At 61.2% G+C, this 14,990-nt stretch carries 14 protein-coding genes; 13 read left to right on the top strand and 1 reads right to left on the bottom strand.

From position 1 onward, the window contains the following. The first annotated feature begins 1,238 nt into the window (after nt 1-1,238). Nucleotides 1,239-2,564: an oxygen-independent coproporphyrinogen III oxidase gene (gene hemN / locus EB235_RS31975; RefSeq protein ID WP_010914012.1), complete on the top strand. Its 1,326-nt coding sequence runs from the start codon at nt 1,239-1,241 to the stop codon at nt 2,562-2,564. Between the two features lies 1 nt (nt 2,565). On the opposite strand, the gene EB235_RS31970 is transcribed toward hemN, so the two are convergent. After that, nucleotides 2,566-3,120, bottom strand: a complete 555-nt coding sequence (locus EB235_RS31970; protein WP_224713089.1) for a ZinT/AdcA family metal-binding protein — start codon at nt 3,118-3,120, stop codon at nt 2,566-2,568. Between the two features lie 34 nt (nt 3,121-3,154). Between EB235_RS31970 and EB235_RS31965 the strand changes: the two genes are divergently transcribed. The 12 genes from EB235_RS31965 to trbG all read left to right on the top strand — a co-directional run bounded on the left by EB235_RS31965 (nt 3,155) and on the right by trbG (nt 14,985). After that, entirely contained in the window at nt 3,155-3,553 is a 399-nt protein-coding gene (locus tag EB235_RS31965) for a hypothetical protein (RefSeq protein WP_006329204.1), read from the top strand. Beyond that, nucleotides 3,544-3,933: a hypothetical protein gene (locus tag EB235_RS31960; RefSeq protein ID WP_027033449.1), complete on the top strand. Its 390-nt coding sequence runs from the start codon at nt 3,544-3,546 to the stop codon at nt 3,931-3,933. Before EB235_RS31965 ends, EB235_RS31960 begins: the two co-directional genes overlap by 10 nt. Before the next feature lie 661 nt (nt 3,934-4,594). Continuing rightward, nucleotides 4,595-6,625, top strand: coding sequence for a conjugal transfer protein TraG (locus tag EB235_RS31955; RefSeq protein ID WP_006329207.1), 2,031 nt, complete (start codon nt 4,595-4,597; stop codon nt 6,623-6,625). A gap of 118 nt (nt 6,626-6,743) precedes the next feature. Next, nucleotides 6,744-7,157 carry a CopG family transcriptional regulator gene (locus EB235_RS31950; protein ID WP_027033450.1) on the top strand — a complete coding sequence of 138 codons (414 nt, stop codon included), beginning with the start codon at nt 6,744-6,746 and terminating at the stop codon, nt 7,155-7,157. Continuing rightward, complete coding sequence (trbB, locus tag EB235_RS31945) at nt 7,154-8,122, top strand: P-type conjugative transfer ATPase TrbB (protein WP_010914019.1); 969 nt, start codon at nt 7,154-7,156, stop codon at nt 8,120-8,122. The genes EB235_RS31950 and trbB overlap by 4 nt, the downstream gene beginning before the upstream one ends. Nucleotides 8,123-8,133: 11 nt before the next feature. After that, complete coding sequence (locus tag EB235_RS31940) at nt 8,134-8,442, top strand: TrbC/VirB2 family protein (RefSeq protein WP_010914020.1); 309 nt, start codon at nt 8,134-8,136, stop codon at nt 8,440-8,442. Next, entirely contained in the window at nt 8,442-8,714 is a 273-nt protein-coding gene (locus tag EB235_RS31935; protein ID WP_027033451.1) for a VirB3 family type IV secretion system protein, read from the top strand. Before EB235_RS31940 ends, EB235_RS31935 begins: the two co-directional genes overlap by 1 nt. Continuing rightward, nucleotides 8,708-11,158 carry a conjugal transfer protein TrbE gene (gene trbE, locus EB235_RS31930; protein WP_027033452.1) on the top strand — a complete coding sequence of 817 codons (2,451 nt, stop codon included), beginning with the start codon at nt 8,708-8,710 and terminating at the stop codon, nt 11,156-11,158. Before EB235_RS31935 ends, trbE begins: the two co-directional genes overlap by 7 nt. Beyond that, nucleotides 11,155-11,880 (top strand): P-type conjugative transfer protein TrbJ, encoded by a 726-nt coding sequence (gene trbJ / locus EB235_RS31925; protein ID WP_027033453.1) that lies wholly within the window; start codon nt 11,155-11,157, stop codon nt 11,878-11,880. The genes trbE and trbJ overlap by 4 nt, the downstream gene beginning before the upstream one ends. A 31-nt stretch (nt 11,881-11,911) precedes the next feature. Beyond that, entirely contained in the window at nt 11,912-13,234 is a 1,323-nt protein-coding gene (gene trbL, locus EB235_RS31920) for a P-type conjugative transfer protein TrbL (RefSeq protein WP_027033454.1), read from the top strand. Continuing rightward, the gene (gene trbF / locus EB235_RS31915; RefSeq protein ID WP_010914023.1) at nt 13,235-13,960 is read left to right on the top strand and encodes a conjugal transfer protein TrbF; all 726 of its coding nucleotides are present in this window, start codon (nt 13,235-13,237) and stop codon (nt 13,958-13,960) included. Nucleotides 13,961-13,968: 8 nt separating this feature from the next. Beyond that, entirely contained in the window at nt 13,969-14,985 is a 1,017-nt protein-coding gene (gene trbG / locus EB235_RS31910) for a P-type conjugative transfer protein TrbG (protein WP_430515917.1), read from the top strand. Nucleotides 14,986-14,990: the final 5 nt, after the last annotated feature.

Genomic DNA, 14,990 nt, shown 5'->3' with positions numbered 1-14,990 from the left:
ACACACGGATCATAATAATTATCCAACAACAGGGGCGATGAAGCTGAATCATACTTCAACACAATAAGTTGGTTGTTCTAATATTACTTGCTTGAAATGCCCGGGGAGGAATCAAACACTTCCGAGTCGATCGCCATGATGATCTCCGATAGCTGCGGGCGTACCGTCACAACGGCTTCGAAAATCACCCCGCAAATGACGTGCCAACCTCACGACCAAGCTACGATTGACACTCAAGTTTGCCGTCGGACCTTGGTTTGCGTTTCCTTTTTTGCTCTGAGGGTCAAGCTGAGCACGAAAAGCAAATGTTTCGGACATGGTTCGTCTGTTCGCTTCGTGACAGTATCGTTCAATGGCGATAGCTTTTGTTTGTTTTGAGCCTCGACATTGTTGACATCATGCGAGTGCACCGCTCGGTACGTCAGCCGAGATGCCCCACTGATGCCGACATGCCTAGGCGTAAGCGTCCTCGTTAGGGCGAAGGGCCACACCTCGGCGGTGGCGAGGTGCACCAGCTTTCCAGCTAGTCCGGACAAAGTGGTTCCGAAAGGCGGGAAGGTCGAGACGAGCCGTTGTAAGGCCCTCTCTGAATCGGAAGCCGTGCATGGGCCATTTTTGTTTTTACGGAAGCACATGCGAATTCGCTCGATTGTCAGTTGCGAGCGATGCTTGAGTTGCGCTTCACCCCGGCGCTTTGCCGGGCCACAGGAGCGCGATTTGTCGGTGATCATGCGCCTGGCGTAGCGCTACTTTCTAAATTGGTTCATCAGGCTTGCAGCCTTGGCAGGGGCGGAGCTGGACGGTCTCCTCGAGCACAATTCCCGCTCTGACAGACGGTGCGCCACGGCCAAAGCCTCGTGCCGGCAATTAATACGACGAACTCATCGAGATGCCAGGTATCGCTACGTGACGCCGTCTTACGCACCAGCCGGCGAGCAAAAGTCTGGTCCCAACGCCGAATCGACTGGTCGGACGGGGCATGCTGCGTTCCATCGGACGCTGAAGGGAGGGGATAGGATAGGATAGTAGCACCAAACGGTGTGCGGGAAAGTCTCGACGGGAAACCCATGGCGCTTGTCGCTGACCAGCGCGTGCTCATACCATCGCTGTCCAGCCAAGGCTGAATGGGGCTATCGCTGCGAAATAATCAGGCCCAAAGCGGACCGGACTGATATAGCGCAAAGACACAGGAGAGCGCAGTGGTAAGGATGGAAGGCAACAACATGGGACGGTAACTGTTGCAGACCACAAAACATCGCGAAGCCCGCCTGCCTTGGTACACCATCTATCCGACTGTCGCGGAGTTCTCTGGGGCGGTCGGCGCCGACGCTTATGAGGAATGGCTCAGGAACCTACCGGCTAACGATCCGGCGTCACTCTACTTGCACGTTCCGTTCTGCCGATCAAAGTGCTGGTATTGCGGCTTCCCCACCACCATCACCCGCCATGATGCGCCGATCGTTAATTATCTGGCGGCGCTGCGTGACGAGATACGTTTGGTCTCGGAGCACGCGCCGCAGGCGCTGCCCGTGAGCGATGTGCATTTCGGCGGCGGAACGCCAACTCTCATGGGGCCAGTTGAGTTCCTCGCCCTGACGGAATTCCTGCGCCGCCACTTTGCGCTTGCGGAAACAGCTACGATCGCCGTCGAGATCGATCCACGCACGTTCACGGCCGATATGGCCGAAGCCTTGCAAGCAGCCGGCGTGAACCGCGCGAGCCTCGGCGTGCAGAGCTTCGATCCCATTGTTCAAAAAGCGATCAACCGGGTCCAGAGTGAGGCGCAGACGGCGGCTGCCGTCGAAATGCTGCGTCGGCATGGAGTGACAAGCATCAACTTCGACCTCATCTTTGGTCTCCCGCATCAAACGGTGCAGTCTTGCGTCGAGACCACGAGGGCGGCGGTCGCCATGCGCCCCAACCGGCTTGCGGTGTTCGGCTACTCGCACATTCCGTCCTTTATTAAGAATCAGCGCCTCATCGAGGAGGCATCGCTTCCGGGCAGCGCTGCCCGCGCCGAACAGGATGCGGCCATTGCCGTGACGCTGATTGCCGCCGGCTACCGAGAGATCGGGCTCGACCATTTCGCCTTGCCGGACGACGATCTCGCGCTGGCACAGAAAACCGGTCGCCTGCGGCGCAACTCGCTGGGCTACTCGGCCGACACCTGCAAAACCCTGATCGGTTTCGGCGCGTCGGCTATCGGGCGTGTCGGCGAGGGCTACGTCCAGAACGAGGTTACACGGGATTCCTACTGCCGGCACATCGCAGCTGGCCGTCTGGCGACGTCAAAGGGCTACCGTCTCACCGACGAAGACCGCGCGCGAGCCGCAATCATCGAGCGACTAATGTGCGATCTCGAGGCCGATGTGCCGGCAATCTGTGCCGCCCACGGATCTGATCCAATCCATTTTCTCGATTCAGCTGAACGCTTGGCGATGCTTGCCAAGGACGGGATTGTGGACATCGAAAAGGGTTTTGTCCGCGTACGGCGGCAGCATCGTTTTGCGATGCGCGTTGTCGCTGCCGCATTCGACGCTTTTCTCGACCGGGTTGCCCGCTGAGTCAGCCAAACAAGTGTGAGGAGGCCAAGGCGACGCCGAAGCGAAATTTGACGCCCATGCGGTTTCCTTTCTTCGAGGTCAGGATTTCACAGCCGTCGCCGGCGTAGCAGGCCTCAAGCGGCTTCCCGCCCTCGAAGAAAGCCACGGTGTCGCCATCGATCGTGATCCGCTCGAATTGGTGCGATAGCCGATCTCGTAGCGCGTACTCATCTGCGCTCTGGTCGCCGCTCTCCGCCTTATAAGCCATGACTGGATCGAGCGTTCCATGGTCAGGAAGGGATAGACCAACTGCCAATCCCGGACCCAAATTCGACAGGGCGCGCTGCTTGATCTGGTCGTCCTCAAATGTAGATCGGCTGGACCGCGGGATCGTGGCTATATGCGTGATCTTTCTCAGCTGCTTGATCGTGGATCTTGCCGCTCCCGCCGACGGCCACGATGTGGAAGGGCTTGCCCTCCACGGCGATCTCGCCGTTCCTGGTGAACGATCCCGCCGACACGATATAGGGCTTGAGGGTCGGTCACGACGATGTTGTCCCCTGCCGCGGCGATGCACGGCCGTGCCCGTCCATCGAATAGAGGTCGTGAGCTTGAGCGAGTTGGCGATCTTGCCAGCCACGAAGCTTGGCGTTCTGGTGACGCTCAACAAGGCGACCGCAGCAATGGAACGTGCTGCCAGAGAAGCCGAATCCGTTGAGGCGGGCGGCAAGCTGCGGCCGCGCGTGCAAATCTGTAGGGTCAGGGAACTATTGAAGGGCAGAAAGCCCACGCTTCCACCTGTCTATGACATTATCTCTGCCGCTGCCGCCCGGCAGGTGGCCGCCGCGGTTGCCAACGCGACAGGAAATACGGGACCCGCCGTCCTTCAAATATTCCATCGCCGGCAGCGGACAGAAAGCCACGAACGATCAGTCGCCGACACCTGTGAACAAGCCGTGTGCGACATTGCAATCATCCATTTATTGGCTCAACTGCCCACATGGCCGTGAATGAACTGGATTTGTTGGTTTTCCAGATGGCAGTGGAAAGCGTCCGCTCACTCTGCTTGAGCTTCAATGACAAAGCGGCGGAGATAGCCGCGAGGAGCCGCGGAAACCTGCTTTTCGATGTGCGGATCGATGATGACGCCGAGGTCCAACGGCTCGCAGCCATCCGATATCGAGGTGGGCAGATTGGTGTGGTGACGTTGGACAGACAAGGCCTTATTAGCCGCTACTGCGTCGTCGACGGTACCTTCTCCCGCTTCATTGCACCGTTGGAGAATTGGACCAACATGCCGGTATCAATGCAGGCCAAAATCGATGTCACTCACCATGCCGGCCTCTTCCTAGGCGCGTTGCGAAATGCCGGTCATATGCTTCGCAACTAGGGCGGAACGCGTCTGTGGATCTTTGCACCCGCCTGGGCGTTTGAGCAGGCGGCTCATCGAGGTTCTGCAGCGCGCGGATGTGCCACGGCCGGGGTGATAGCCGCCTCTGCCCAACAGATCGCCGGCGAGGGCTTGTCGAACAATGAATGTCGTCAATTCACAGTCCGAGAAATGGTGTCTGGCTCACGAGAAGCACAGCGAATTGAGACTGAAACGCAGTCCAGCTGGGAAACCCAGCGCGAAGGCCGGAAGGTAACTTATCTGCGATAGAGGCAACGGGAAGGCGCCTTCCACTTATAAGGCAGCGCCCAATATGTCGGTACTCGCCTGAGGAATTCCCATGGCGGGCAGGGCTACCTCGCGATCCGATCTCGATAGGCTTGTTGTACCTCAGACCGGACTCGATGTTACGAATTTCCTCAGCGGCTTGCCCGCATGCCACCGCCAGCTCCCCGACCACGTGCTCACGATAGGCACGAACGATATGAGTCCCCTCCGACATAGCAGTCCTCGGGAATGCGCGAATATTGATACACCTCGAAGGAGAGCAACGGCGCGCCAAACAGCCTCTCATCGCACCAAGTCGTACATAGGGCGCATTCCTGTTCCGGCCGTCCCGGGCGATGCTCGATCCATCTCTCCAGAACAGCGGAGCAAGCCAGTGACGCCCACGAAGCTTCTGATTGGGCAGATCGCCATTGTGTTCGCCATCGTTCTCCTCGGCGTGTGGGCTGCCACGCAATGGTGCGCTCATATGCTAGCCTTTCAGGAACAACTCGGCGCGCCATGGTTTGTCGCGGCTGGCTGGCCGATCTACGAGCCGTGGAAACTGTTGGAATGGTGGTTCCAATTCGATGCCTATGCGCCCGAGGTATTCGACAAGGCGGGCATGCTTGCGGGCACCAGTGGATTCATGGGCTGTGCCGCTGCGATCGCTGGTTCCCTCTGGCGCGCGCGCCAGCGCGGCTTGGTCACCACCTATGGCTCCTCTCGATGGGCGGCGACGCGGGAGATCGAGAAAGCAGGGCTGTTTCAGCCGGCAGGCGTCTTCCTCGGCAAACTGAAGGACCGGTATCTGCGTCATGACGGGCCTGAGCACGTCATGGCCTTTGCGCCGACACGTTCCGGCAAGGGCGTCGGACTGGTTGTCCCAACCCTTCTCTCCTGGTCCGGCTCGGCCGTCATTCACGACATCAAAGGCGAGAACTGGCAGCTGAGCTCCGGCTGGCGGTCGAGGTTCTCGCATTGCCTTTTGTTCAATCCGACTGATCCGCGATCGGCCCGCTACAACCCGCTGCTGGAGGTACGCAAAGGTTCGGACGAGATTCGCGATGTCCAAAACATCGCCGACATTCTAGTCGATCCGGAAGGCGCGCTGGAGCGGCGGAATCATTGGGAGAAGACCAGTCATTCACTCCTGGTCGGCGCTATCTTGCACGTGCTCTACGCCGAAGAGGAAAAGACTCTTGCCCGCGTCGCCACCTTTCTGTCGGACCCGCAACGCTCGTTTGCCGCGACTTTGCGGCGAATGATGACGACCAACCATCTCGGCGCGGCCAATAAGCCTCAGGTCCATCCCGTCGTGGCCTCGGCGGCACGAGAGGTGTTGAACAAATCGGAGAACGAACGTTCAGGCGTCCTCTCGACCGCCATGTCTTTTCTCGGCCTCTACCGTGATCCGACCGTGGCGGCGGTAACATCGGACTGCGACTGGCGCATTGCCGATCTGATGGATGCGGAGTGGCCGATGTCGCTCTATCTGGTCGTGCCGCCATCGGACATCTCGCGCACCAAGCCCTTGGTGCGACTGATCCTGAACCAGATCGGCAGGCGGCTGACGGAGCGCCTCGAGGGTGACCCAAAGAAGAGCCGCAAGCATCAACTGCTCATGATGCTGGATGAGTTTCCGGCGCTCGGTCGCCTCGACTTCTTTGAGACCGCGCTCGCGTTTATGGCCGGTTACGGAATTCGTGCCTACTTGATCGCGCAATCGTTGAACCAGATCTCCAAAGCGTATGGCGACAACAACGCCATTCTGGACAACTGCCATTTGCGAATTGCCTTTTCCTCCAATGATGAGCGCACGGCCAAGCGAATCTCGGACGCGCTTGGCACGGCCACGGAACTCAGATCCATGCGCAACTATGCGGGCCACCGGCTGGCACCTTGGCTCTCGCATGTCATGGTGAGCCGCCAGGAAACCGCCCGCCCGCTGCTGACACCGGGCGAGGTGATGCAATTGCCGCCCGCGGACGAACTGGTGCTGGTTTCGGGATTGCCCCCCATCCGGGCCAAAAAGCTGCGATACTATGAGGATCACAATTTCACCGAGCGGGTGCTGCCTTCGCCGGTGTTGCGCGACGGACCCTACGCGGACTGCCCGATGTCGCGGCCGGACGATTGGACTGGGCAAGTACGCGGCGTCGACCGTCGTCTTGCGTCCGACGATGAAAGCGCTGGCGCCGCGCTTGCGGACGAGGGAGGTGTTCAGCAGCAGCGCCATCCTGGCCTACCCGAAGAACATACCGCCGTCACCCAGGAACCGGACCAGGACGATCTGTCCAGACCCGCAGACGATGATAGCGAGGCGATGGCGGACAAGCGCGTCATGGACCGGATCTCCACCGTCGCAGGTGCCTATGGCATCAACGAGGGAAGGGGCGATGATAAGGATATCGTCCCCGGCTTCTGAACGCTTTCCGCAGCTCGGGCGTATCTCAGCGTAGATAACGGCCGTAAGCAATTTTGGGCATCTCGATAATGCTTGTTCCGCCGCCGGCCCGCCAGCGCCGGCCAGTTGGAACAAGCGCATGAAGCCCCACCGCATTCGTCACCAGTTTCTGCTCGAACCGGAATTGAGCGAGAAGCTGGACAACCTCAGCCGCGATCCCTCGACCACAAAATCCGCGGTCGTCGCGAAGGCCGTAGAAGCTTTCATCGAGCGGCGTGGCGAGAATGAACTCGATCGGCGCTATGGCATGAGGCTGGACCGTCTTTCCCGCGACCTCAGTCACGTCAGGCGCGATGTCGACATGACATTGGAAAGCTTGGCGCTCTTCATCCGCTTTTCGATCACGCTTCATGCCCACACGCCTGTTCCGGACAAGGCGACACAGGCGATTGCTCAGGAGCGTTTCGACAAATTCGTCGAGCAGGTCGGTCGCCAGATCGCATCGGGGAAACGCTCGCTTGGCAAAGACAATGGCGGAGGAGGGGAAGGATGAGCGCTCATCCAGAGGCCGACCACCGACGCCGCGCCATGCTGCGCACCGCCATGGGTCCGACGATCACTGAGGCGCTGGCCGATCCATTGGTCATCGAGGTGATGGTCAATCCCGATGGCGCGCTGCGGCTCGACCGGCTGGGAGAAGGCCGAATCGATACGGCCGTGCATATGCATCCTTCCGAGGCGGAACGCATCATCCGCCTGGTCGCTTCCCACGTGCGTGCCGAGGCGCATGCGGACAATCCGATTGTCAGCGCCGAATTGCCGTCGGGCGAACGCTTCGAGGGACTGCTGCCGCCTGTCGTGCTGGCGCCTTGCTTTGCCATCCGCAAACCAGCCGCAAAGCTCTACACGCTGGCCAACTATGTTGCCGATCGCATCATGTTGCCGCTGCAGGCCGATGCGTTGATAAAGGCAGTCCGAGAACGGCGCAACATCCTTGTCGCCGGAGGCACGTCGTCGGGTAAGACGACGCTTGCCAATGCGCTGCTGGCCGAAGTCGCCGAATGCGACGAGCGAGTGATCCTCATCGAGGACACCCGCGAACTGCAATGCGCAGCAAAGGACTGCGTTGCCCTGAGAACCAGGCGGGGCTCGGTCACACTCGCCGATCTCGTGCGCTCGACGCTCCGGCTCCGCCCCGACCGCATCATCGTCGGTGAAGTCAGGGGCGCGGAAGCGCTGGACATGCTCAAGGCATGGAACACCGGGCACCCCGGCGGCATCGCCACGGTTCATGCCAATTCGGCGCGCTCTGCCCTCTATCGCATCGAGCAGCTTGCACAGGAAGCTGTCGTCACCGTGCCGCGCCGCCTCATCGCCGATGCCATCGATCTCATCGTCTTCATCGCGGGGCGCGGCTCGTCGCGCCGCATCGATGCAATCGCTGAGGTCACAGGTCTCGACGGCAGCGGCGACTACGCCGTCTCCCCACTCACGCCTCCGCAACTCCAGCAACTCTGAAAGGCCCCCTTATGCGCAAGAAGCTCCGCTTTCTTTCGTTTGCCGCGCTCGCGTTTCTTCTCACAGTTCCGGCGCACGCTGCCGGCTCCGGCATGCCTTGGGAACAGCCGCTGCAGCAGATCCTGGAATCGGTGCAGGGACCGGTCGCCAAAATCGTCGCGGTGATCATCATCATCACCACCGGCCTGACCCTTGCCTTCGGCGATACTGCAGGCGGTTTCCGCCGGCTGATTCAGATCGTCTTCGGCCTGTCGATCGCCTTCGCCGCATCGAGCTTCTTCCTCTCGTTCTTCTCCTTCGGCGGCGGGGCGCTCGTCTGATGACCGCCGGAGTGCAACATATCGAGGGCTTCGAGGTTCCCGTTCACCGGGCATTGACTGAACCGATCCTGCTGGGCGGCGCGCCGCGGGCGGTGGCGATCCTCAACGGCACGGTGGCTGCGGCCATCGGACTAGGCTTGCAGCAATGGATTGCCGGGCTAGTGCTCTGGCTTGGCGGCCACACGCTCGCGGTCTTTGCCGCAAGGCGCGATCCCGACTTTGCCAGCGTGCTTGTCCGTCACCTTCGCCTGAGGGGATGGCTCGCATGCTGAACCTTTCGGAATATCGCGGCAGGGCCGACCGGCTTGCCGACCATCTGCCCTGGGCAGCACTGGTGGCGCCCGGCATCGTGCTCAACAAGGACGGCAGCGTTCAGCGGACTCTTCGGTTTCGCGGGCCCGATCTGGAAAGCTCGACCGAAGCCGAACTCCTCGGCATCTGCGCCCGGGCCAACAATGCGCTTAGACGCCTTGGCTCCGGCTGGACATTGTTTTTCGAGGCCGAGCGCATCGAAGCGCTGGGCTATCCGTCCTCGCGTTTCCCGGACGCGGCGTCATGGCTGGTTGATGAAGAACGGCGTGCTGCCTTCGAAGGCAAGGTCGCGCATTTCGAGAGCCGCTATCACCTGACCTTGCTGTCCATGCCGCCACCGGACGCCCAGGCGCGGGCGGAAAGCGCGCTCGTCGACTCGCATCATTCAGAAGGCGAAAGAGACTGGCGCCAGGAGATGGCGCGGTTCCGTGACGAGACCGACCGTGTGCTGGATCTTCTGTCGGGCTTCATGCCCGAAGTGCGTCCGCTCGATGACGCCGAGACGCTGACATACCTGCACGACACGATCTCGACCCGCCGCCATCCGGTCGCCGTGCCGGAAACGCCAATGTATCTGGACGGCATCCTGGTCGATGTGCCGCTTACCGGCGGCTTGGAGCCGATGCTGGGTGAGCAACATCTTCGCACACTTACCATCCTCGGCTTTCCGAACCTCACCCGGCCCGGAATCCTCGATGCCCTCAATCATCAGGATTTCGCCTATCGCTGGATGACGCGCTTCATTCCGCTCGACAAGACCGAGGCCACCAAGACGCTGACCCGCTTGCGCCGGCAGTGGTTTGCCAAGCGCAAATCGATCGTCGCAATCCTGCGCGAGGTTGTAAGCAACGAACCCGTTCCGCTCGTCGACAGCGACGCCGACAATAAGGCGCTCGACGCCGATGAAGCACTTCAGGCGTTGGGCGGCGATCATGTCGGCTTCGGGTATCTCACTGCAACGGTGACGGTATGGGACGAGGATCGCCAAGCCGCCGCTGAGAAACTTCGCGCGGTCGAGCGCATCATCAATGGGCTCGGGTTCACCACCATCCGCGAAAGCGTCAATGCGGTCGAAGCCTGGCTCGGCTCGCTGCCGGGTCATGTCTATGCCAACGTTCGTCAGCCGCTCGTTCACACGCTGAACCTTGCCCATCTCATGCCGCTTTCCTCGGTGTGGGCCGGTCCTGCGGCGAACGAGCATCTGGCTGAAGTCACTGGACGAGAGGCCCCGCCGCTCCTCATCGCCGAAACCAGCGGGTCGACTCCGTTCCGGCTTTCTTCTCATGTCGAAGATGTCGGCCACATGCTGATCGTTGGACCGACCGGCGCCGGAAAATCGGTGCTGCTTGCCCTGATCGCCCTGCAGTTTCGTCGCTATGCCGGCGCGCAGGTCTATGTCTTCGACAAAGGCAATTCGGCGCGCGCGGCAACGCTCGCCATGGGTGGAGAGCATCATGTCTTGGGTTCGGACGGTGCGCTTGCCTTCCAGCCACTGCGCAATATCGGTGATCAGGGTAGGCGCAGCTGGGCAGCTGAATGGATCGCCGGCCTGATTGCCCATGAGAACGTCACCCTCACGCCGGAGGTGAAGGAGGCGATCTGGTCGGCGCTCAACAGCCTCGCCACCGCGCCGGCGCAGGAGCGCACGCTGACCGGTCTGTCGGTCCTGCTTCAGTCCAATGCACTGAAGTCCGCCTTAATGCCCTACACGCTCGACGGTCCCTTCGGCCGATTGCTCGATGCCGATGACGATCGGCTGGCCTTGTCGGATGTGCAGTGCTTCGAGACCGAGGAGCTGATGCATAGCCAAAGCGCTGTGCTGCCTGTGCTCACCTATCTCTTCCATCGCCTTGAGGAGCGGTTCGACGGGCGACCGACGCTGCTCATGCTCGATGAGGCCTGGGTCTATCTCGACAATCCGCTTTTTGCTGCCCGCATCCGCGAATGGCTGAAGGTGCTGCGAAAGAAGAACGTATCGGTGATCTTCGCCACGCAGTCGCTTGCCGACATCGCCGGCTCTGCAATAGCGCCGGCGATCATCGAGAGCTGCCCACAGCGCATTTTTCTCCCCAATGATCGTGCCGTGGAACCGCAGGCACGGACTGCCTATGAGCGCTTCGGTCTCAACAACCGGCAGATTGAACTGATCGCCCGGGCCACGCCGAAGCGGCACTACTATTTGCAGTCGCGCTGCGGCAACCGTCTCTTCGAGCTCGGGCTCGGCCCCATCGCGCTTGCACTTTGCGGCGCCTCGGGTCCAGCCGCGCAAAGCCTGATCGACAGGGTCCTGTCCGAGCACGGGCAGGACAGCTTTGTCTTTCGCTTCCTCGGCGCCCGCGGCCTCGATTGGGGGGCCGAGCTTCTCCAGCAATTCCCTCAACCAACCAAGGAGCAATCGTCATGATGCGGCGCCGCTTTCTCTCGGGCCTGATCACCCTTTCGTTGATCGCCAAGCCGATGGCCGACTACGTGCAGCCGGCCTACGCGCTCATCGTGTTCGATCCGTCGAACTACGCACAGAACGTGCTCACGGCGGCGCGCTCGCTGGAGCAGATCAACAACCAGATCCAGTCGCTCCAGAACCAGGCGACCGTGCTGCAGAACATGGCACGCAATCTTCAGAGTCTGGATTTTTCTTCGGTGGGTCAGCTTACCGGCTCGCTCCAACGGATCGACAGTCTGATGGACCAGGCAAGTGGCCTGAGCTTTGATCTCAACAAGCTTCAGGACCAGTGGCGTAATCAATATCCGGAAAGCTACGACGCCACGATCAAGGTCAGCGATGTAGCGAGCGCCGCACGTGACCGCTGGCAAAGCGCAATGCAGGCATTCCGTCAGACCATGGGTGTTCAGTCGCAGATCGTCGAGAATGTTCGCGGTGATGGCGACCTGCTTGCCGATCTCGTCAACCGCAGCCAAGGCGCGGCCGGTGCGCTTCAGGCAAGTCAGGCCACTAACCAGCTCCTTGCGCTTTCGACCAAGCAGCAGATGCAGATCCAGACGCTGCTCGCAACGCAGTTCCGCGCTGAGGCCGAGGATGCGGCGCGCAAGGCGCAGTCCGAGGAGGCCGCGCGCGAGACGACAAAGCGCTTCCTCGGCACAGGCACGGCCTATCCCAGCAACTGATCACCAATCTCTTGACGACGAGGAAGGCGGCATGAACGACCTTGGGGTCATTGATCGCTTCATGGAGACCTTCATCCGCTACATCGATAGCGGGTTCGGTCTGCTCTCGGGCGATGTCGCCTTCCTTACCACGACCCTGATCGGCATCGACGTCACACTTGCCGGCCTCGCCTGGGCATTCGGCGGCGAACCCAACATATTCGGCCGGCTCATCCGCAAAGTGCTCTATGTCGGCGTCTTTGCCTTCATCTTGAATAACTTCAAGAACCTCGCCGACATCATCTATCGGTCCTTCGCTGGCCTCGGCATCAATGCGTCCTCAGGCAATCTCTCCGCCGACAATCTCCTGCATCCGGGGCGCATTGCCGCAACCGGTTTCGAGGGCGCCTGGCCGCTTCTCGATCAGGCAAGCCAGCTTCTCGGCTTCCCAGAAATCTTCGGCAACGCGCTCACCATCTTCGTGCTGCTCGTGGCCTGGTTCCTGGTCATCATCGCCTTCTTCATCCTCTCCATCCAACTCTTCATCACCATCCTCGAATTCAAACTCACCACTCTGGCCGGATTCATTCTTGTGCCCTTCGCGCTTTGGAACCGGTCAGCGTTTCTCGCCGAGCGCGTGCTCGGCAATGTCATCTCGTCGGGCATCAAGGTGATGGTGTTGGCCGTCATCATCGGCATCGGCTCCACGCTCTTTGGCGAGTTCGCTTCCGCGCTGCAAGGCAAGGAGCCGGATCTGGCCGCCGCCATGTCACAGGTCCTGGGCGCCTTGGCGCTCCTTGGTCTCGGCATTTTCGGACCTGGGATAGCCTCCGGTCTTGTCTCGGGCGCGCCGCAGCTTGGCGCGGGCGCCGCACTTGGAACCACGGCAGCCGCAGCCGGTGCATCGCTCGTTGCCGCAGGCGCAGCATTTGCCGGCGCGCGCACGGCAACCGGCAGCGGTCTCACCGCACTCCGTGCCGGCACGACCATGGGGTCAGCGGCTTCTACGGCCTGGCAGATCGGGCGCGCAACATCGCCCGAGTCCGGCCTGTCCGGTGTAGCTGCTGGAATGCATGGTGTGACCAGCGCCGCCGGCGGCGCCGCAATGCGGGCGGCACGATCTGCCGCAGGGGGCTTCGGGCGCAGCGTTGATGCCGGGCGCGAAGCTGCCTGGACCGCGACCGGTGGTGCGCCGACCGCATCCATGACCGGAAGCCCTACTGGTCCGGTCGCTGATGCCGCGCCCGGCTGGGCCAGGCGCCTGCGTTCCGAACAGACAGCCCGTGCCCACCGTCACACCGCCATGCAGGCCGTCCGTGAAGGCGACAGGCCGGGAGGCAGCGCCAATCCCTCTCTCAACGACAAGGACGACTAAATGCTATTCAAGCGACCCATTCAACGTTATGGCAAGACGCCCGAGCCGGTCACGCCGTATCAGAAGGCCGCGCAGCTCTGGGACGAGCGCATAGGCTCATCTCGAGTGCAGGCCCGCAACTGGCGGTTCATGGCTCTTGGCTGTCTGACCTTGGCGGCCGGACTTTCCGGCGGACTCGTGTGGCAGTCGATGCAGAGCCGCGTCGTGCCTTACGTCGTCGAGGTCGACGGCTTCGGCGAGGCACGCGCCGTTGCGCCGGCAATCCGGGACTACGAGCCCTCCGATGCCCAGATCGCGTGGCATCTCGGCCGCTTCATTCAGAATGTCCGTTCCGTTTCCACCGATCCGGTGCTGGTGCGGCAGAACTGGCTTTCGGCCTATGACTTCGCCACCGACCGCGCGGCGCTCTTTCTCAACGAGTACGCCAAGGCGAACGATCCTTTCGGCCAGATCGGCACACGCAGCGTGTCGGTGCAAGTGACCAGCGTGGTCAGGGCTTCCGACAGCTCGTTCCAGGTCAAGTGGGCCGAGCAGGTTTTTGAGCGCGGCAGCCTTGCCAGCACGACGCGCTGGACCGCGATCCTCACCATCGTGATCCGCCCGCCAAGTAATACTGACCAACTGCGCAACAACCCGCTCGGCGTCTTCATCAATGCGATCGACTGGTCGCGCGAGCTCGACAGTGCTGCGCCGACGTCCGTTTCCCCAAAAGGAGTCCACCAATGAAGAATAGAATGTCGTCGGTCCGTGCCGTGCTGATCCTGTCGGCCTCTACAGCAGTCCTCTCCGCCTGCGCGTCGAAGCCGGTACCGCCGCCTGAGATTTCCTATGATGCTGCCGATTTCAAACCAGCCGCAATCGAGAAGCCGCCGGAGAAGCCGGTCAAGATAGTCGAGGTGCCAAAGCCGCTGCCGCTACCCGGTCAGTTACAGCCCAATCCGGGCAGGGTGGCCGAAGACAAGCGCTCTCCTGAAGAACGGGTCTCCGATGCCAATAAAGCAGCGACGCAGCAACCTACCAGGTATGGGTACATGAATGCGGTTCAGGTTTATCCATTCGCCGATGGCGCGCTCTATCAGCTCTACGCCGCACCGGAGCGCGTCACCGATATCGCACTCCAGCCGGGCGAGAAGCTAACAGCCGTGTCGGCCGGCGACACGGTGCGTTGGGTGATCGGCGATACTGTCAGCGGCACCGGTGACAATCAGCGCACCCATGTGCTGGTAAAACCCTTCGCGCCGGGGCTTACCACCAATCTGGTGATCACCACGGAACGACGCACCTACCATTTGCAGCTTCAAAGCACCGAGAAAACCTCGATGGCGGCGATCTCCTGGACCTATAGCGAGGACCAGATCATCGCGCTACGCCAGCGCAACGCTCAAGCCGAGGGTGCCATGCCGGTAGCTTCGAATGTGGCGCTCGAGAATATCCGCTTTCGGTATTCAATCACCGGCGACACACCACCCTGGAGGCCGACGCGCGCTTTCGACGATGGCAGCAAGGTCTATATCGAATTCCCCCGTCGCATTGATCAGGGTGAAGCGCCTCCTCTCTTCATCGTCGGCGCCGATGGCAATGACCAGCTCGTCAACTTCCGTATGCGCGGCAACTATTACATCGTCGATCGCCTCTTTGCTGCCGCCGAACTGCGCCTCGGCGCCAAACAGCAGCAAGTGGTGCGCATCACCAGGACTGACGGCCGGCAACCGCCGCGGCGGATTCCGCTCTTTGCGCGGACCAGCAGGTGAGGGGA

The sequence above is a fragment of the Mesorhizobium loti R88b genome (assembly GCF_013170845.1).
Lineage (GTDB): Bacteria > Pseudomonadota > Alphaproteobacteria > Rhizobiales > Rhizobiaceae > Mesorhizobium > Mesorhizobium loti_B.
The sequence above is the reverse complement of the archived record's forward strand: the minus strand, read 5'-3'. Positions and strand labels throughout refer to the sequence as shown.